This is a genomic window from Psychromonas sp. SR45-3, assembly GCF_014163575.1.
Taxonomy (GTDB): Bacteria; Pseudomonadota; Gammaproteobacteria; order Enterobacterales; family Psychromonadaceae; genus Psychromonas; species Psychromonas arctica.
On the sequence record NZ_JACJDP010000057.1, the window covers coordinates 1 to 19,835 of the forward strand.

13 protein-coding genes are annotated in these 19,835 nt (G+C 37.8%); 5 read left to right on the forward strand and 8 right to left on the reverse strand.

What is annotated here, in order from left to right; genetic code table 11:
* Positions 1-427: 427 nt before the first annotated feature.
* Complete coding sequence (locus H5084_RS18275) at positions 428-1,165, reverse strand: sulfite exporter TauE/SafE family protein (RefSeq protein WP_182692092.1); 738 nt, start codon at positions 1,163-1,165, stop codon at positions 428-430.
* Positions 1,166-1,399: 234 nt separating this feature from the next.
* Between H5084_RS18275 and H5084_RS18280 the strand changes: the two genes are divergently transcribed.
* Positions 1,400-2,770 (forward strand): aspartate aminotransferase family protein, encoded by a 1,371-nt coding sequence (locus H5084_RS18280; protein ID WP_182692093.1) that lies wholly within the window; start codon positions 1,400-1,402, stop codon positions 2,768-2,770.
* A 527-nt stretch (positions 2,771-3,297) separates the two neighbouring features.
* Complete coding sequence (locus H5084_RS18285; RefSeq protein WP_182692094.1) at positions 3,298-4,077, forward strand: SDR family NAD(P)-dependent oxidoreductase; 780 nt, start codon at positions 3,298-3,300, stop codon at positions 4,075-4,077.
* A 163-nt stretch (positions 4,078-4,240) separates the two neighbouring features.
* On the opposite strand, the gene H5084_RS18290 is transcribed toward H5084_RS18285, so the two are convergent.
* The 4 genes from H5084_RS18290 to H5084_RS18305 form a co-directional block, all read right to left on the reverse strand.
* A complete protein-coding gene (locus H5084_RS18290; protein WP_028868219.1) occupies positions 4,241-5,224 on the reverse strand; it encodes an MDR family oxidoreductase in 984 nt (327 codons plus the stop codon).
* 172 nt (positions 5,225-5,396) lie between these two features.
* On the reverse strand, positions 5,397-6,029 hold the full coding sequence (locus H5084_RS18295) for a TetR/AcrR family transcriptional regulator (protein WP_028868220.1): 633 nt from the start codon (positions 6,027-6,029) through the stop codon (positions 5,397-5,399).
* Between the two features lie 130 nt (positions 6,030-6,159).
* Complete coding sequence (locus H5084_RS18300; protein WP_182692095.1) at positions 6,160-7,488, reverse strand: anaerobic C4-dicarboxylate transporter; 1,329 nt, start codon at positions 7,486-7,488, stop codon at positions 6,160-6,162.
* A 368-nt stretch (positions 7,489-7,856) separates the two neighbouring features.
* Positions 7,857-9,536, reverse strand: a complete 1,680-nt coding sequence (locus H5084_RS18305; protein WP_182692096.1) for a methyl-accepting chemotaxis protein — start codon at positions 9,534-9,536, stop codon at positions 7,857-7,859.
* A gap of 851 nt (positions 9,537-10,387) precedes the next feature.
* Between H5084_RS18305 and H5084_RS18310 the strand changes: the two genes are divergently transcribed.
* Positions 10,388-12,406 carry a methyl-accepting chemotaxis protein gene (locus tag H5084_RS18310; protein WP_182692097.1) on the forward strand — a complete coding sequence of 673 codons (2,019 nt, stop codon included), beginning with the start codon at positions 10,388-10,390 and terminating at the stop codon, positions 12,404-12,406.
* Between the two features lie 206 nt (positions 12,407-12,612).
* Here H5084_RS18310 and H5084_RS18315 read toward each other — a convergent pair whose 3' ends face one another.
* Complete coding sequence (locus H5084_RS18315; protein WP_182692098.1) at positions 12,613-14,694, reverse strand: bifunctional diguanylate cyclase/phosphodiesterase; 2,082 nt, start codon at positions 14,692-14,694, stop codon at positions 12,613-12,615.
* 585 nt (positions 14,695-15,279) lie between these two features.
* Positions 15,280-16,248, reverse strand: a complete 969-nt coding sequence (locus H5084_RS18320; protein ID WP_182692099.1) for a TDT family transporter — start codon at positions 16,246-16,248, stop codon at positions 15,280-15,282.
* Positions 16,249-16,708: 460 nt separating this feature from the next.
* Between H5084_RS18320 and H5084_RS18325 the strand changes: the two genes are divergently transcribed.
* Positions 16,709-17,038 (forward strand): multidrug efflux SMR transporter, encoded by a 330-nt coding sequence (locus H5084_RS18325; RefSeq protein WP_028868309.1) that lies wholly within the window; start codon positions 16,709-16,711, stop codon positions 17,036-17,038.
* Positions 17,039-17,149: 111 nt separating this feature from the next.
* Here H5084_RS18325 and H5084_RS18330 read toward each other — a convergent pair whose 3' ends face one another.
* Positions 17,150-18,391, reverse strand: a complete 1,242-nt coding sequence (locus H5084_RS18330; protein WP_037071272.1) for a sensor domain-containing diguanylate cyclase — start codon at positions 18,389-18,391, stop codon at positions 17,150-17,152.
* Between the two features lie 282 nt (positions 18,392-18,673).
* On the opposite strand from H5084_RS18330, the gene H5084_RS18335 reads away from it, so the two are divergent.
* Positions 18,674-19,291, forward strand: a complete 618-nt coding sequence (locus tag H5084_RS18335; RefSeq protein WP_028868307.1) for a glutathione S-transferase family protein — start codon at positions 18,674-18,676, stop codon at positions 19,289-19,291.
* The last annotated feature ends 544 nt before the right edge of the window (positions 19,292-19,835 follow it).

Genomic DNA, 19,835 nt, shown 5'->3' on the forward strand with positions numbered 1-19,835 from the left:
TTTACCTACCGACCTATTTACCTATGACTTTCTTACTAACTTACCTACCGACCTAGTTACCTAATCAACTGCCGACAACTCATTAACTTTAGTTCTTATAGCACTTATTGGAGGCTGATTTGCCGTTATTGATTGTGTTTACTAGTTAATGTTGGTGTTGAAAAAAGGCTTAATTTATCAATTTACAGAATTAGAAACATGTCACGTTTATCAAGTAAACAAAAGTAACCCTGCAACGAGGTAACAAATAACAATGGTCTAATATGTTGGATAGTTGATTAGCTTGATTTATGAATAGTACAGACCGGTTAATGGTGAAAAAGGTTAGTAGGGGGCTCGCTTAATGAAGTTAAAGCCTAAGCTAAGAAGGGGATAAAAAGGGCGACACTTTGAGTAAAAATTCGCCCTGATAGATGTAGTGAAAGGCTTATGTTAATAAAGTATGAGTTGAGTTTGCGATACCCAATAAAGACACAACTACCATAATAGGCAGAGCAAAGCTTTTTAATGACTGAGGAGGTTTTCGGTTAAACAGATATTGCCCATAATAGACCGCTAACAACGTTGGAATAGTCAGTATTAATAAGGCTTTAGGTAAGGTGTCATCAACTAACCCTCCACTAATAAGAGCGATCACTGCGAATGCTTCACTGGCAATAAAAAATAAGATCATCGTCGCTCGTTGGCTGCTCGTTGTTAAATTACTCGATAACATATAATACACAATCATTGGTCCGCCAATCGATGCACTCGCCGTACCTGCTCCAGACGCTAAACCGAAACCTAATTTAGTACTATTTTTCTCTGCATTGAAGGGCCTGTAACTTGAAAATAGCAAAGCAGCTAACATTAAAATACCTAAACAAATTAAAAGTTTAAGGGTATCTTCTGGAATTAAAAGCAAAAAGCTATAACCAATAGGAATGCCTAATATAGAGCCTAGAACCAGTTTTTTTAGTGCAGGGAAATGTGCTTGTTTAACGGCTTGTCGCCATAAATTCAGACTACAAATAAGATCCAACGACAATACAATAGCAACACTTTGTTGTGGTTTAAAAAACAAATTTAAGCCCACCACTGCAATCACTGCAAAACCAAATCCACTATATCCTCGCACTACAGCGGCAAAGATGACGATAGGCAATACATACCAAATTTGTTCCACGGATCTTCCTTAGCCTTAGTGAATATTGGCCACACTATTACAATATTAACCAGCAATCGATAGAGCCAAAGGTCAGCAATTGTGGTTCCACTTAACCAGCTAATTTATTTATGGCAACAAGCCTTTAAAAATAACCGCTGGCTCTATCGAATAAAATGGCTGGCGCTAAAGAACAAGCCAATTTGTAAGTTAGTGTGGGTCATCGGAAATGGATACTTAACGCAGGAGAAGAACATGATGGACTCACAAACAGCAGAGCTAATCGAAAAAGATCGTAACCATGTTTGGCACCATTTGAGCCAACACAGTGTATTAAAAAGCCAAGATCCAATGATTATGGTGAAGGGAGAGGGTTCACGTATTTGGGATGCTAAAGGCAACAGTTATTTGGATGCTTCTTCTGGTGGTGTTTGGTGTGTCAATGTTGGTTATGGTCGCACTGAAATTGCTGATGCGGTGCGCGAGCAAATAGTTAAGCTTAACTTTTTTGCAAGTACGGCGGGTAACCAACCAAGCGCAGAGTTCGCTGAAAAATTATTAGAAAAAATGCCTGGAATGAGTCGCGTTTATTACGCAAGTTCAGGTTCTGAAGCCAACGAAAAAGCCTTCAAAATTGTGCGTCAGATTTCTCAACAAAAATACGGCGGCAAAAAGAATAAAATTCTGTACCGCGAACGAGATTACCATGGCACAACCATCGCAACATTAAGTGCAACTGGGCAAGAAGAGCGTCGTTTACACTACGGCCCATTTGTTCCTGGTTTTGTGGAGTTCCCACACTGCTGTGAATACAGAAGTCAATTTGGTGAGGTTAAAGATTACGGTATTTTAGCGGCAAAAGAATTAGAAAAAGTTATTTTACGTGAAGGCCCTGACACAGTGGGGGCGGTTGTTTTTGAAACCATTACCGCAGGCGGCGGGGTGATCACGCCACCTGAAGGTTATTGGCCAGCAGTGATGGACATTTGTAAAAAATATAATGTTTTAGTACACATGGATGAAGTAGTGTGCGGCATGGGGAGAACCGGTAAATGGTTTGGTTATCAACACTACGGCATTAAACCTGACATTGTGACGCTAGCAAAAGGTGTCGCATCGAGTTATGCAGCCATTTCATGTGTTGTCACCACTGAAGCATTATTTGATGAATTCTTAGCTGATGGATCTGACAGAGAAGCATACTTTCGTGATGTCAGTACCTATGCAGGCTGTACGGCAGGACCAGCTGCTGCGCTAGCAAATCTAGCAATACTAGAGCGAGAAGGGTTGGTGACCAATAGTGCGGTGATGGGCGATTATTTGTTTGAACAACTGCAAGTGTTACAACAAAAGCATGCCATTATCGGTGATGTGCGCGGTAAAGGGCTGTTATTAGGTCTTGAGCTGGTGAGTGATCGTGAAAACAAAACACCTGTCGCGGAGGCGGTAGCCATTAAAGTCGCTGCAATGTGTATGCAAAAAGGTTTGATTATAGGGCGTACCAATCGCTCTTTTAAATACTTAAATAATACTTTGTGTTTATGTCCTGTGTTGACCATTAACCATCAAGAAGCAGACTTTATTATTGAGACGTTAGATAGCGTATTCTCAGAAATTACTGTGTAAATTCACTTTGTCAGTGGTTATTTTTCATTGTTAAGCTCTTCCTTATAGCGATTAAAGAAGAGCTTTTATTATCTCGGGAAAATCAACGTCACCCATTTATTTGTTACCTTTTACTTTTTATCTCTTATCTCTTATCTCTTACCTCTTATCTCTTGAATCAGCCTTTCTGTTGACTATTTTAGTTTCACTTTTAAACTATTTTTAACGTGCTCTTTCATACACTATTTTCAACACGCACGACTAAAGAGGCGTCGGGTGAAAGGGTAAGTCGCTTGTAAGTTGAATAGGTTAGTGGGTGAGTCTGGTATTGAGACTACAAAAATGTCGTTCTGGCTCTATCACTATTATCATCGGCAGTCATACTCTTTAAAGCTAATAGAGAGTTCACTTAACGGTCAATATTTAGCGTTGATGGAAATAGATCATAAATACATCGTAAATGCATATGAAGTGCAGAGAGTTTTCTATTAGTATTGGTGAAGTATTCATCAATAATGACGGTATTACGTTTTTTAAAGGAATGTGAAATGACAGAACAAAACCAAGCACAACAACATCCGGTCGTCTTAATTACAGGTGCAACTTCTGGATTTGGGTTAGCTACTGCTAAAAAATTTGCTCAACATGGTTATCCCTTAATTATCACTGGTCGCAGAGAAGAACGCTTAAAAACACTGAGTGTTGAATTGTCAGCGTTGACTGAAGTATTTTATTCAGTATTAGATGTACGAGATAGTGAAGCGGTGACAGAGTTTGTAACTCACTTACCTGAAAATTTTAAACAAATCGGTATTTTAGTTAACAATGCAGGCCTTGCATTAGGCGCTGAACCTGCCGATAAAGCCTCATTGTCCGATTGGCATACCATGATTGATACTAACGTCACAGGCCTAGTGAATGTGACGCATAGTTTATTACCTATTTTACGTGCGCAAACGTGTGCAAGTATTATTAATTTAGCCAGTGTTGCTGCTAACTGGGCTTATCCTGGTAGCCATGTGTATGGCGCGAGTAAAGCCTTTGTTGCGCAGTTTTCTAGAAATTTACGCAGTGATTTTGCCGGGACGGGAGTCAGAGTGACCAGTCTAGAGCCGGGATTAGCTGAGAGTGAATTTAGTTTAGTGCGCTTTAAAGGCGACCAAGAAAAGTATGACCAAATCTATAAAGGAGCGAGTGCAATACAACCTGAAGATATCGCCAATATTATATTTTGGATTGCTGAGCAACCTGCACATATCAATATTAATAGTTTAGAAGTGATGCCCACTTCTCAGGCTTGGGATAACTTTAAAGTCGTTAAACAGTAAGCATTAAATGTTAATTATCAATTGTCTACTACCAATTACATTAAGCACGTGATTGGTATTTTGTGTGAGATGGCAAAAAATAGCCCGCTTAATAGAAGATTAAGCAGGCTATTTTTTTTATTTAACTAGCGTTATTTTACTTATTTACTTGGCGCCGTTGGTATTATTCAGCGATCTTAACAACCACTCGACCACGTACTTTTCCTGAAATCAATTGTTCGGCGGTATCAATTGCTTGTTCTAAGCTGATTTCTTTGGCGATATCATCAAATACATCTGCTTCTAAAATAGTCGCAAGGCGTTCCCAGGCTTCCACTCTATCTTGAGTTGGACGCATCACACTATCGATACCCGCTAACGTCACGCCGCGTAGAATAAATGGCATAACCGTTGTTGTTAAATCCATGCCCTGAGCTAAACCACAAGCAGCGACGACACCGCCATATTTCAAGCTTGCACAGATATTCGCTAACGTATGACTACCCGTTGAGTCAATTGCAGCTGCCCAACGTTCTTTCGCTAAAGGACGGCCTGGCTCTGATAATGTTGCACGGTCAATGACTTCCGTTGCGCCTAATTTTTTCAAATACTCCGCTTGATCAACTCGCCCTGTTGACGCAACAACGGTGTAACCTAATTTGGCTAAAATACTGATCGCAAAACTACCGACACCGCCATTTGCACCGGTTACCAATATATCGCCTTTATCGGGGGTAATGCCGTGTTTTTCTAAAGCAATCACACACAACATCGCTGTATAACCCGCGGTACCAATCGACATTGCTTGACGAGCAGAGAAAGCATTTGGTAATGGAATTAACCATTCGCTTTTTAAACGTGCTGTTTCTGCCAAGCCACCACAATGTGTTTCACCAACACCGAAACCATTTAACAGAACTTGGTCGCCAACTTTAAACTTGTCACTGTCACTTTGTTCAACAGTACCAACTAAATCAATACCCGGCACCATAGGGAAGCTTCGCACAACCGGGCCTTTGCCTGTGATTGCTAATGCATCTTTATAGTTTAAGGTGCTGTAAGCGACTTTAATCGTGACATCACCTTCCGGTAATACACTTTCGTCGATACTCTTAACTGCAGCTCTGTAACCTTGTTCGTCTTTTTCGATTAAAATACCTTTAAACATATTTTTCCCCTTTAGACCGATCGTCTATTAATAATTAAATTTTTTCATATAGATTGGTTGATTGGTTATATCGCTAATCTATTACTTAACTTATGTGCTCATTTTATTTGTTTAAGTGTGAATCACTTATTGATGCTTTATCGATTGCTCGCAGCGACTTCATTGCTGAATATTATCGAGGTAAACTAGCCATAAAATGTTTGAAATAGTTATCAAGTGGCTCGGCACTTTGTACTAAGCGTGTTCGGCTTACTGCGCCTTCCCAACCAACCCAAAAACATTCAGCTAATTGCTCGCAATCTGCTGTTTTTGATAAGTCGCCACCGGCTTGTGCCAGTTTAAAACAATCACTGATACGTTGTTGCCAAGACAGAAAAATATCGATCAACACTTGTCTAAAACTTTCAGGCAGTAAATGCACTTCTTGGCCTAAGTTTCCAACTAAACATCCACGGGTAAAGTGATGACGTGCAAGCCCTGACTTAGCATTTTCAACAAAATGACTTATCCGTGTTAATGGTGGATAAGCCTGATCTAATAAATAAGTATCGAGTTTATTAGCAAAATAGTTTGCATAGCTCTCAATCACTGCCAACCCAAACACTTCTTTGCTGGCAAAGTAATGGTAAAAAGAACCTTTGGGTACGCCGACTTTTTTTAAAATCAGGTCGATACCAGAAGCTGCAAAACCACTTTCAGTTAGTTGTTCAAGACCACTGCGGATCAATTCCGCTTTAGTATCGCGATTTTCTCGTGATACTTTTGGGGGTCTACCACGGCGTGGTTTTATAATTAATGATGTCATTTTAATATAATAGACCGATCGTCTAATTAATTGCAATCACTTTATTATTGAACATCCAGGTAATCAATATTTTCGCTTATTCTGCCTTAAAATTAATGACCCATGATGATCTGGGTCATTAATTAGATTTTTAACCAATGACTATTTGCCCTAATACATAACCAACAAGACAAGCCGATACAACACCAATCAAACCCACGGACATAAATGAATGGTTAAAGTAATACTTACCTATTTTAGTTGTGCCAGAGCTATCAAAGTTGACCGTTGCAATATCTGATGGGTAATTAGGAATAAAGAAATAACCATAAACGGCCGGCATTAAACCAATCACTAAAGCCGGTTCTAAGCCGAGCGCTAGCCCTACGGGTAACATCATTCGAGCGGTTGCCGCTTGAGAATTAACAACCACCGAGACAATGAACAGTGATAATGCAAATGTCCAAGGATGTAGCGTTACCATATCCACTATACCAGCTTTAAATTGTGGCATTGCATATTGGAAATAGGTATCAGACATCCAGGCAATACCAAAAATAGCAATGGCTGCGACCATACCCGATTTAAAAACAACGCCATTAGGAACATCACGTGGGTCGGTTTTTGTCGCTAATAAAATAACCCCACCAAAGGCTAGCATCATCATCTGGATCACGACTGACATTTTGATTGGCGCAGATCCCTCTGTGATGGTTCTAATTTCTGGCAGCATGGCGATTAACACAATAGAAGCAATGGCACCTAAGAAGGTAAACACCGCATTACGGGCTTTAGTCGGTAGGATTTCATCTAAAGAAGTTGATGTTGTATTTTCTATTTTTTCACGCCAAATAGGATCTTTTAAACGTGCTTGGTAATCAGGATCGTCTTCTAACTCTTTACCGCGACGAAGACTGTAAAGTGCTAACATCAAGGTGCCAAATAAAGTAGACGGAACGGTAACCATTAAAATAGATAGTAGCGTGATGGATGCATCAATATCGACGAGTTGCGCTAAATAATAGACTACTGCCGCCGACAAGGGCGAAGCAGTAATACCAATTTGCGAGGCAACGGAGGCCGCTGCCATTGGGCGTTCAGGGCGAATGCCATTTTTAAGTGCAACATCTCCAATGATCGGCATGATCGAATAAACCGCATGCCCTGTACCTAATAAAAAGGTCATTGCATAAGTCACAAAAGGGGCAATGAGTGTGACGCGTTTAGGATTGTTTCTTAAAATACGCTCAGCAATTTGCAGCATATATTTTAAACCACCAGCCGCTTCTAAAATCGATGCACAGGTGACAACGGCTAATATGATTAACATCACGGTGACAGGAGGCGAAGTCGGCGGCATTTTGAACACAAACACCTCAACCACTAAACCGATACCGGATACTACACCTAAGCCAATCCCACCAAACCGAGATCCTACATACAACACAAACAATAAAAATATAAATTCGAAATACAGCATTATTCCACCCCTTTAATCACTATTTATAGAGGGAGATTAGCTTATTAGTGAAAGCCTCAAATTGCGCTATTTCCTATATTGAGTAGAAGGAAATATTATTTGCAGACTAGTTGATATGGAATAACAATGATTTAGATAATAAAACCAATATATGAAACTGTGACCGTGGTTTGAGTTAATTTAAATTTAACAAAAAACACAAATGCTTGATTATCCTTGAGTTGGTTGGCAATGATTAGTAATCATTGGTGTTGATGAGGGGATGGGTTTTCAATAATATGTGTTAATTTTTGCTCTTAACAAACAACAAATAATAAACGTTAGCGTAAAGTAAACTTCACGCTAACGATGGCTTAAGAATCAATCTATTAATACTTAAATTGACTCACTAATTTATTTAGATCAAGTACATTGTTTTTTAGTGTTTGCCCGGTGCTGCTGACCGATTCAATATTCACTGCATTGGAATTAGACACGCTAGAAATATTAACAATACTGCGTTCTACCTCTGACACCACTTGGTTTTGCTCTGCAGTAGCAGTGGCAATTTGCTCATTCATTTGGCTAATATTTTTCACATTCTCTGCAATAACACTTAATGAATGTGTTAATGCTTCAACTTTACTGTGTGATTGATTCGCGTTATCTCGGCTCACAGCAAACACGGTGACAACTTCTTCTACATTCTCTCGTAAGCGATTAACGATGTTTTGAATATCCTGCGTAGACGCTTGAGAGCGACCTGCTAATGAACGTACTTCGTCAGCAACAACGGCAAAACCACGCCCTTTTTCACCTGCTCGTGCTGCTTCAATCGCGGCATTGAGTGCTAATAAGTTTGTTTGTTGAGAAATGGCAACAATCACTTCTAACATCGCACCAATATTGGCACTGTCATCACCTAAACGTTTAACAACTTGTTGGGCAGAGGTCATTTTTTCAGATAGTTCAGCCATTTGTATCGTCGCAGAATTACAAATGTTCATGCCGCTTTCGATATGTTCATTAACCACTGTTGTTTCATTAGAAGCATCAACGGTATATTGAGCAACTTCTTTAGAAGATACGGTGAGTTCATTCATTGCACTTGCTGTCTGTTCTGTTTCCTTAAGTTGTGCCGCCATATCATGTTTGGTTTTTTGAGCTGAATCTTGTAATAAGTCAGACGTTTCACTGAGGTCTTTAATAGTGACACTGACTGTTTTAATGACTGCCTGTGTTTTTGTAATGAAACTATTAATATGATGAGAGGTAATGCCAAGCTCATCTTGTTTAGACTCATTTAATCTTTTCGTTAAATCTCCTTCACCGTGCGCAAGGTCATTGGCCATCTTCATCATCGCATCAAGTGGTTTTAATAAACCTTTGCTAGTTAAGAAATATAAAGCAACTAACGCTAATAAAAATAAAACAGAAAAAGAATACACAATTGTTTCAATTGCCGATGCATCATCAGTCTGTTTGGAGAGGTTTTGTAATGAACGTTCTCTGGAGAGCGTCATCACTTGTTCAACTTGATCAGTGATCGCCGCTGCAGCATCATCAAACATCGGCATGATTTTATTACCACCTTCTGGGCCTTCATCAATATAAGCATTTGCCATTAACTTACCGGTATTAAAGTAGTTCTCAAGCGTGGGTAGCATTTGTGTGTAGAAGTCTGAGTTAGCGGTATCTAACACACTTAACTCATTAAGTAGATTGACCGCAATGTCGTAGTTTTCACCCGCAACTTCAATACCATCGTTTAATCCATCGAGAGCTCTTGTTGCACTAATATCAGTGACCCATTGTTGTACTTGAATCACGGCTATCTTTAATTCATAGTTTTTAAACAAAATAGGCTCGATGGTATTAGCTATTTTGATAGACGTTTCATGGATACGACTACTCTGATAGATCATGTACGCGGATTGAATAAGTAGAACTGTCATTAAACAAAACAAAGCCAGGTACATCTTTTTTCTTATCATCATCGTGGTTCTCACTGTTTGTCTGTCATTTGGGTTAATCGTTTTACAACGTATTACGTTAATTTTTGTTGTCATAGATGCAGCTATTCACAATAAAAATTACAGCAAGTTAATTACAATTCGTTAACTCTAAAGGAGTATGTTTTTAATCGTCGTATAAAAATTAGTAAATTTGCTCGAAATTGCAAATAAAAGGACAGTATTTATGTGGTTTTTATCTTTTATTTGGTGTTGAGCATTATATAGAGGCTACATTGTGCTTTTATGCCTCATTAGCACTCACTGATAAATATCGGGAAATGATTTTTGTTGTAGAAATTTAAGTATAAAAACATTCAATATTTTTGTTATTTCTCTTATTTAAATGAAAGAAATTACGCTTATTTAATAATACTAAAGCATGAATGGAGATGAGTCATAAAGTCACCGATGTGATGATCTGCTAACAGACTGAAAATACGAATAGAAAAGCAATTAAGTTAAATAAATAATAGTATTTACTCATTTTTTTGTAATTCTGTTAAATAAATTAGCCTTATGGAAACCTTGTACTATGATGATAATGGATATTTTTTAGGTTTATAAGTATTACAAATTGGTGGCGGGTAAACTCTGATTTTATTGGGTTATTTAAACTGCTTTGACTGTAAAAAAGGCACTGTTAATGCGCAGTGAATACTCAGTAGTTAGGTGCCATACTGAGCAATATTACCGAACAATAATAATGAGCAATAAAAGTCACGTTAACTAGGTTTGAACAAGCACCTTATCCAAATGAGAGTATTAATCGTTAATAATTAACATTGAGACTCTTAATTGCAACAAATTAATTTGTTGGTCAGTAATATTCTATTAGTTATTACAACTTCATCAACGTTTGAGTTAGCTACTATGTTGATGTTATTTCTACTAAACAAGGCTTATTTATGCATATTTCACTTATTCAGAGGATCATCATTGGATTTTCGATTGTTATTGCTCTGGTGATCGCTATCTCTGGTTCTGCTTATCTATCTCAAGTAAAAATGGCACAACAATTAGAGTTAACCTCATCGACCTTGACCAGTTTACTGGATAAATCAAACACCGTACTACTTAACCTACAAGATGCTAATCGAGCATTAATGGAACATGCAAATACTCAGACTCCGGAAAAAAGAAAAGTATTACGAGACAAATATTTTGCAGCAAAAGATAAATACATTGCGCTGCTGGCATCTTTACAAGTTGATTTAGCAGACTATCCAGAAATATTAGCTTCTACACAACAAGCTGATATTTCTGCACAGCAATTGTTTGCAAATGCGGAAGCTCATTTAGATTTACACGATAGCCGTATTACGGCGAGAAAAAAGGCGTTGTCTGAGAGTGGTAATTTGAACGATACCTGGGATTTCTTTGAGGAAGACATTGCGAATATTGCATTAACCGCAGAAGAAAATGGACAGATTTTTACCGTTGAAAGTATTAAAGGAGCCGTTAGCCTGTCATCTAAAGCGATTAAAGTTCTACAGCGTTCATTGGCGCTGGCGACGAATGAATCAGCACAACGATTTGAAAAAGATCTATTGCAATACTATCAAGCGTTTAAAGAGCAAATTACTACTGTGATCAGTGATATGCCTGATTATGCGGCTGACATTAATTACTACAATGGTGAGCTTGAACGTGCAATCACAAAGCCACTTGGTTTGTTTCAACAACAACGTATCTTCATTAAATATAATGAAAAAAGTCATTTAATATTTGAAGAAAATGCACAGAACATGGATCAAGTAAACGATCAGTTAAATAGTCTTTCTGGAGGGATCCGCATTCTTTCTGGTAATGCTTTGTCAGATGCAGAAGAAGCTTTTAATCGTTCACTTACTCTCAATCTAGTATTAGCTTTTATCTCGATTATTATCGCTTTAACAATTGCAACAACGGTGGTGCGCGCAATTCGTAAACCACTCGCCGATATTATTAAAGCATTGAATCGTCTTTCTGAAGGGGATTTAACTGAAAACATTAATACGCAATACCATTCTGAAATGGGGCTGGTGGCGAACAATATAAATGCGTTGATCGATAAACAAGGTAAGCTCATTTACAAAGTGCAATCAGGGGCGACCACGATCAATGCGGTCGCGGCAGAAAGTTTAGCCATGAGTGAGCAAACCAACCAAAATGTTTCTGCGCAGGGCGCACAGACAGATATTGTTTCTACGGCAGTGACTGAACTTGAAGCAGCCGTTTATGAAGTGGCATCACATGCTTCAAACACCAGTAATGAAGTCACTAAAGTAACTCAGCAAGCAGAAGCAAATATGGAGAATATGAATGTAAACCTTGAGTTCATTAATAGTTTAAAATCTTCTCTGGATAATGCTTCCCATGTTATTCAACAACTATCTTCAGAGTCGATACAGATTGGAGAGGTGCTTAATGTTATTCAGGGGATTGCGGAGCAGACTAACCTGCTCGCGTTAAATGCTGCAATCGAAGCGGCTCGTGCCGGTGAGCATGGCAGAGGATTTGCTGTTGTTGCCGATGAAGTACGCTCTCTTGCGACGCGTTCTCAACACTCTGCGACTGAAATTAATCAAATGATAGATAGTTTACAGAGTAAAGCCAGCGAAGCGGTAAGTATCGTAGAAAGTAATCTCGAATATGCAGATCGCTCGGTGAATCAAACACTGGCAACCAGTACTTCATTAAAAGAAATGTTGCTTAGTCTGAATACGATTAATGATATGAGTACCTCGATTGCAACGGCTTCAGAGGAACAAAGTGCCGTGGTTAAAGAGGTCGCCCAAAATATTGTTAATATTGCGGATATGGCCAATGACATTGCGCTAGGTGCTGAAAAAGCGGCTAAAAGCAGTGTCTCATTGAACGAGTTATCTAATGAACAAAGTTTATTAGTAGCGCAATTTAAACTGAGTGATGATCAAAAGTCTTAGTCCATTATTTAAAATATGTAGCCTCTAAAATACTGTTGAAAAAGTATAAAGCGGCCTCATAACAATAAAGCTGACTCATAAGATTAAAATTACCTCATAAAATTAAGACCAACTCATTATATTAATAAATGAGTTGGTCTTAATATTTAGTCTCTAAAAAGTTTATTTTTTGTGTACGGTTAAGATTGGTTTCGCTGATTAATCACTTATGGCTCATCTAACTTATAGTTTTTCGATAGCGTAATAAATTGCTCTGCAGGAACCGGTTTGCTGAAATAAAAACCCTGTGCAAAATCGCAACCTAGCTCTTCTAAAAGTAGCAATTGTCCATGCATCTCTACACCTTCAGCAACAACTGCCAAGCCTAAACTATGTGCCATTGCGATGGCTGCTTTCACTAAATTTCTGTCTTCATCATTGAGCGTGATGCCATTGATAAAACTTCGATCTATTTTTAACACATCAAAAGCATATTGGCGTAAGTAACTCAGTGAAGAGTAACCTGTACCAAAATCATCCATTGATAATTTTACGCCCAATAGGTCAAATTGCATTAACGTCTCTGCCACATAAGACTGACCAGTCATTAACACACCTTCAGTGATTTCAAGCTCTAAGCTGTTTGCTGTGAGGTTTTCATCACGCAGTATATTTTTAACGAAATTAAATAACTCTTTATCCCTGAATTGGCTAGGGGATAAATTAACTGCCATGACGTACTTGTTTTGTGTAACCTGTTGCCAGTAAGTTAAAAAGCTCAGTGCTTGCTGAATAACAAATTGCCCAATAGGGATAATTAAGCCCGTATGTTCTGCAATAGGGATAAACTCGTCCGGGGTTATATGACCTAGTGAATGGTTATGCCAACGTAATAAGGCTTCTGCTCCAATAATTTTTTTTGTCTTCACATCTAGCAAAGGCTGATAATAAACTTCAAACTCATTACGTTCTAATGCACCATGCATTTGCTCTTCAATTTCAAAGCGTCTCAACATAGTGACGTTCATTTCTTTAGTAAAAAATGAATAAGCATTACGCCCTAAGGCTTTAGCTTGGTACATCGCTATATCTGAATTACGTAATAACTCCGAGGCATTATCGCCATTTTGCGGGTACATCGAGATACCAATACTTAAGGTTAGGATCAGTTCTCGCCCATCAATGCGCAGAGGTTCTCTAAAAATATTTAATAATGCATCTGCAATAATTGAAGCATCATGGTCGGACTTTATATCGCGTATCAGTACAATAAATTCGTCACCGCCTAAACGGCCTACGGTATCTTCTTTACGTATCGCACTGTTTAATCTATTTGCAGCGGCGATTAATAGTTTATCGCCCACTTCATGGCCTAATGAATCGTTTACTTTTTTGAAGTCATCTAAATCAATAAAGAATACCGCTGCACATTCATTATTTCGTTCTGCCTCATTGAGCATTTGTGATAAACGATCCAGTGCTAAAAAGCGGTTGGGTAATAAAGTCAGCGTATCGAAGTAAGCATGTTGGCGAATGATTTCTGAAGATTTATGTCGTTCAGTAATGTCGCGCACAATACCTAAAATTTGCTTATTGTCCGGTAGGTGGCTTATTCTCGCTTCAAAGTAAACCATGCCGTAAGGCATCGCTAATTCATACTCAAAGCTAGCTTCCCCTTCCTGTTGCAATGCTCTATTAAAATGTAATTTAAATTTATTAGCCACATGCTCAGGTAAAACATCAACCATCGACTTGCCAATAAACTTATTTGGGGGAATATACAGGCTCTTTTTGTCATGGGCGCGATAATCGATAATGATGCCTTCTTCTGTCATTAAGAAGAATAAATCTGGGCTGGCTTCAAATACCGCTTCTAACATTTTTTCTTTAAAAATAGCTTGTTCTTGTGCATAACGTACATCGGATAAATCAATATCAACACAATACATTTGCTTTTTATTTTCTTGATTTACAAACATCACATGACTAGAGAAAACATTAACATCCTCACCCGCTTTATTGAGTAAGGTTATTTCAGAGGCTGGGATTTCTATATTGTTGTGGACCCAATTACTGTGGGCGGGAATGATATGTTCCCATAATGGTTTGGGAATGATTAACTGTTCAAGCTTTTGTCCTAACGCTTCTTCTTTGCTGTAACCATAAAGAGACTCACTACCGGCATTCCAATAGATAACCCTGCGCTCTTCATCATATCCTTGCACAGAGATAGCATCCACTTCATCAAACATCTTGTGTAATGGATCGTTGGTTAAACTTGAGTGGGATATTGGTTTGTTAATTTTCATGTACTCCGCATTGAGTGAGATGAAAAAAGATATTTTATTTATACTACACCTAAATAAATATTTTTGTTTTTTCGTCGAATTTATTATAAAAAGCGTAAACTTGAATCAAGTTTTTGAGGTAAAGCGTCATTTTGTATCATAAAAATAACAGCTTATTACGATCAGTGCAAAGCCAGTGAACATTGACCTTTAGAGGATATTTGTCAATTAGTATTATTAAGCTATTAATATGTAAACGCATTAATGTATTGCTTGTCTTGGTAATTGTTTTATTTATTATTGGCTTTATTGTGACAAGGTGAGGTTAGTATCATAATAATAATTGATAATTTAAGTTTCCATGTTACTTGACATCTATTTTAGATATTAGCATCCGTTCATCTGAGCATGTTGTTTGAAGAGGAGCTCATTGGCTTTAAAGATTATCCTGAATATACGCAATAGTTAATGTCTGAAATGATAGCGGTTAATTGATCACCGCTATTCCATTTGATTTTATTAAATATAAAGCTGTTATTAAATATAAAGTCGTTATCTATTCGGCGATGTTTTTTATTACTATGAAGCTCAATTAAAAAAATTTTATTACCGTGAAGCCCGATTAAAGAAGTGCGGTAAATAATGAAAACTAACATAAAGCACCATCGCGCTGGCAATCGCTAACTCTATGTTCGCTAACTGCGCAGTCATATTGACCCAGTACACAGTAACACCCTGCTCAGATAAAAATTCACTCATTTTTAATAAAGTGACGGCGCCGACCACCAATGGAAAAGTAAAGGCAGAATAGGCGGGGGTATAAGATAAGCGTAATAGATTTTTAAATGCAAAATAAACATATAACGTCATGATCAGTGCTAAACAAAACAGTACTGCAATAATTATTGTATTTGGCAGAGGAGAGGTCGCAAGGTATGCCAATAGCAATAAACTCGCAGGAGTGGCTAGGATAACAATAATTGGTTTTTCATTGTCATTGAGCACACCACCAAAGCATAATCGATATAAAACAATCGGCAATAACAGTGTGTAAGAGGCTAAACCAAGTGTAAATATAAATTGGGTTACTATGGGGGTAAGGCCGCCTGGGTGCGTTATTAAGGCAAGCACTAATCCAATTGGTGGGATAAACCAACTCGGTAATATCTGTTTAAACTGAAAGTCTTTACTACGGCTTAAGATAAAATATCCCAAGAAATAGAGATGTAAAATGATAGCTAACCAGCTAATGATTTGCCCTAACTGTAAGTAATATAAAGCAATGCTATTGGCGATCACCATCATCGCCATCGCTAATGTAGGGATCACTGTTCCGGCGATAGGGTGTTGTAAGTCTTGTTTAAATAGGTGTGGATTAAATACAAACTTAATCATAAGTAGTAAAAGAATACAGGCTGCAATGCAGGCTCCGAATACCTGGGCTTTTCCCTGTAAAGGTGCAAAATGCTCCCAAGATAAACCTAAACTTGCAATCGCTAACGCAAGCCCTGAAGCCGCGGTTGGAATATTACAAAAATAGTGATTGATAGTGGTCAATTTATTCGATTTTAACATGGTCAGGATGGCTCATTTTAGAGTGTAATTTATTCATTTTTTAATCGTCGACTTTTAAAGATAAAAGCCTACTAATGCCGAAAATAATAGCAGAGATTACAAGGTTTGAGGGGAAGACCTTTTGATATTAAATAGGTTATCGGCATTTCCAATATAGAAGCTAATTTACCTTCAGGTGTAAGTTTATTTAAATGACTGTTTTATTTAGACAATTAAAAATAAAGGCGGAAGTTGTTTTAATCAATAAAATAGATCTTCACTGACTGAAATCGAGATTATTAAACAGCAAATACAAAAGCTTCATTTGTTACATCAATAAAGTGTTGCTCAACATCTCTTAGGTACTTAATTAACTCATTGATTAAGTCGCTGAACTTGCTATTGTCCACGCAAAAATTAACGTCAACATTTACATGAAAAGTATTAAGCGTCATTTTGCTTAATATAAAGAAGGAAAGGTATGGGGTATTGGTATTTAGCCATTGCGATAGTGTCAGAAGTGATCGCTACACTGGCATTAAAAGCGTCTGATGGATTTAGTCAAACTTTTTACAGTGTGATTTGTGTGGTGGGTTATATTGCCGCTTTTTATTTTCTGTCCCTTGTACTTAAAAGTGTACCGGTAGGGATTGCTTATGCCATATGGGCAGGGATGGGTATTATTTTAGTGGCTGCTATTAGCGCGATTATCTATAAACAAATACCAGACTTACCTGCCATTATTGGGATGGGACTTATTTTAGCCGGCGTTGCGGTAATGAATTTATATTCCAAAACCGTGGCTCATTAAGTGTAACTGTAACCTTTTTACTGTTTTTATTGGTTGGCGTATTGGTTGCTGTTTAGAGTACGTGTTGAATGTTGAATGAAGCGAGTAGAGGGGCTTGATCACCATTAAAGTCTAATCTTTACAGTTAACCACGCAGTTTTTACCATTGGCTTTTGCTAGGTATAAATATTTATCTGCCGACTTAATAAGATCATTAATACTAATTGGGGTATCACAAGCACTATTTGAGCTAATACCAATGCTGACACTCGCCGTAAACGGATTAATTTCTGGTCTGAACTGCACTTGTTTAAATGCGATACGAATAGATTCCGACATTTCAACCGCTTGCTGACTACTTATATTAGGCACAAACGCAATAAACTCTTCACCTCCCCATCGGCCCACCACTCCATTAAATTGTTGTACTATTTCTTTAATGAGACTAGCCAACGCTTTTATCACCTGATCGCCCATCTGGTGCCCGTAGGTATCATTAACCTTTTTAAAGTCATCAATATCCATCAGAACACAAATAATATTGGTATTTATTTTGAAGTGCTTATCTAACCAGTCATAAATGGCACTACGATTAAGTAAATCAGTAAGTTGATCATGTGATGCTCGATAAGCTAATACGCGTTCATATTCAACTTTATCGGTGACATCTTCTAATACAACTTGTACTGCAGGCTCACCTTCCCATTCAATGAGGTTGTCGTAAATATTAAAAAAGCGTTTACTGCCATCAAAGCAAATGTTTTCAACGATAGTGCTTTTATTCGCCGATCCACCCTTGAGCGTTTTATAATAATGCTCTTTCACTTCTTGATGTTTTTCAATAGGAATAAATTGCAAAATAGAATCCGTAGACATCGCTTGTTCAAGTGATTCCGCGCGCATCTCATTCGCCCATGCCTGATTAAGCATTAAGGGCTTAAAATTACGATGCACCATAATACCTTGCCCAGAATTCATGATCAGTCGCTTAAACATTAAATCTTTTTCACGTATTTTCTTGTTAGCTTCAACAACAGTCGATAGATCCATCACAGTCACTTGAAGGGCTAACTCACCCTCATATTCAATAACATGATCAATGGAGAACACTGTAAATTCTCTACCGTGACGGTCAATATTATTAAAAGTATGACCTCGAGGTGTTACTTTTCCCGCAATGGTATCAATATAATTCTGGGTGGCCAGTTCATGAAACTCAGGTGCAATCAGTTCAAGAAAGGAGTCGATGCTATTTAATAAATCATCAGGGCTGTCATAGCCATAAAGTTTGGCATAGTTTTCATCAACATAAATCGCTTTAAGATCTTGTATGATGACCACGCCATAGGTTGAATCAATATTAATATCAGACATAAGGTTTACTATTTTAATTATAATTATTAAAGGATGAAAATATCCATTTGAAGGTAGTTATTAGCATGTAATTACTTAAATATAGCTGTTTTTTAAAGTTAAGTATAACTAACTTAAAATTTAATCGAATTATTTTTGAGCTTTTTATGTTACTCACATCACATCTTATAAATGCACTTGATGGTTGATATTGGTTATTACAGGCATTGGATTAAACTGCTTTCATTGCTATGGTGATGCAAATAACTGTTTCTGTTATTAACAATAAAATAGGTAGGTATTATGATCACGTTACACCACTTAAATAAATCTCGCTCTAAACGTATTATTTGGCTTTTAGAAGAACTTGGTGTTGAGTACCAAGTTAAACCTTATTTACGAAACAGTGAGACATTTTTTGCACCTCCAGAATTAAAAGAAATCCATCCGCTTGGTAAATCCCCAGTGATAGAAGATGATGGTTTAGTGATTAGTGAATCAGGTGCAATCACGGATTATTTAATTGAAAAATATGGTAAAGGTAAGTTTGCACCAGAGCGTGGAACAAACGCTTATGTTGAATATTCACAATGGTTGCACTTTGCTGAAGGGTCGGCAATCTTGCCGCTTCTTTTAAAGATTTTTGTTGCTAAAGATGGTTGCAAAACTAATTTCTTAGCCGGTTATGCTGATGCAGAAATGCTTAAAATCCTAACGTACGTGGATCAGTGTTTAGTTGGTAAAACGTATCTGGTTGATGAGCAGTTAACTGGTGCAGATATTATGATGTCGATGATTATTGAGAATTTGGTCGCAACGGGAGCGATTGAAAATTTCAGTAATTTAAGTCGCTATGCTAAACAATTAGCATCCCACAGTGCTTTTCAAAGGGCAGATAAAGTTGAAGCTGAATATTCGTAGTTGCTAGTGTTGAACAGTCCGGGCTCTTTGAGCCCATTTTTTTTGAATTAGTGTTTGGGATTATCGCTTAGTATTGATTCGTCTGCGCTCATCGAGGCTTTATTTATACTTGTTACTGGGTGTTTTGCCTTATCGGCGATCCCACTTTCTTTGAACAGCAAAGAAACTCATTTTCATAACACCCATTTTTATAAAAACCAAAGTTGATAAAAAGCCAAAGAAAGCTGTCACCGAATCGCTTTCTTATCCAAGTAATCCACTTATTTTTATCGACCCATTTCGGACGTGCAAAGGGCACGCAGAGCTTAGTCCGCTCATAATACTATGCTGTCGTATAAATCGCTCCATGCACTAGCCTCAACTAATCCAAACATCCTGTTTGCCTTTACTCAAAATAAGTAAATGACTTGGGAAAGCTCAACAGCGGGGAAGTTGTAACCACATTGAGTAATGTTTCGCTACGCTCGATCTGACTGTTTTATGCTTTATTCGTAGTATTGTTCGTCTGCGCTCGCTGTGGCTTTATTAATAACTGTAACTTGGT

What these genes read in the sequence shown, in the direction of transcription:
- H5084_RS18280 (WP_182692093.1), top strand. Translation starts at nt 1,400, where the DNA reads ATGATGGACTCACAAACAGCAGAGCTAATCGAAAAAGATCGTAACCAT.
- H5084_RS18285 (WP_182692094.1), top strand. Translation starts at nt 3,298, where the DNA reads ATGACAGAACAAAACCAAGCACAACAACATCCGGTCGTCTTAATTACA.
- H5084_RS18290 (WP_028868219.1), bottom strand. Translation starts at nt 5,224, where the DNA reads ATGTTTAAAGGTATTTTAATCGAAAAAGACGAACAAGGTTACAGAGCT.
- H5084_RS18295 (WP_028868220.1), bottom strand. Translation starts at nt 6,029, where the DNA reads ATGACATCATTAATTATAAAACCACGCCGTGGTAGACCCCCAAAAGTA.
- H5084_RS18300 (WP_182692095.1), bottom strand. Translation starts at nt 7,488, where the DNA reads ATGCTGTATTTCGAATTTATATTTTTATTGTTTGTGTTGTATGTAGGA.
- H5084_RS18305 (WP_182692096.1), bottom strand. Translation starts at nt 9,536, where the DNA reads ATGACAACAAAAATTAACGTAATACGTTGTAAAACGATTAACCCAAAT.
- H5084_RS18310 (WP_182692097.1), top strand. Translation starts at nt 10,388, where the DNA reads ATGCATATTTCACTTATTCAGAGGATCATCATTGGATTTTCGATTGTT.
- H5084_RS18315 (WP_182692098.1), bottom strand. Translation starts at nt 14,694, where the DNA reads ATGAAAATTAACAAACCAATATCCCACTCAAGTTTAACCAACGATCCA.
- H5084_RS18320 (WP_182692099.1), bottom strand. Translation starts at nt 16,248, where the DNA reads ATGTTAAAATCGAATAAATTGACCACTATCAATCACTATTTTTGTAAT.
- H5084_RS18325 (WP_028868309.1), top strand. Translation starts at nt 16,709, where the DNA reads ATGGGGTATTGGTATTTAGCCATTGCGATAGTGTCAGAAGTGATCGCT.
- H5084_RS18330 (WP_037071272.1), bottom strand. Translation starts at nt 18,391, where the DNA reads ATGTCTGATATTAATATTGATTCAACCTATGGCGTGGTCATCATACAA.
- H5084_RS18335 (WP_028868307.1), top strand. Translation starts at nt 18,674, where the DNA reads ATGATCACGTTACACCACTTAAATAAATCTCGCTCTAAACGTATTATT.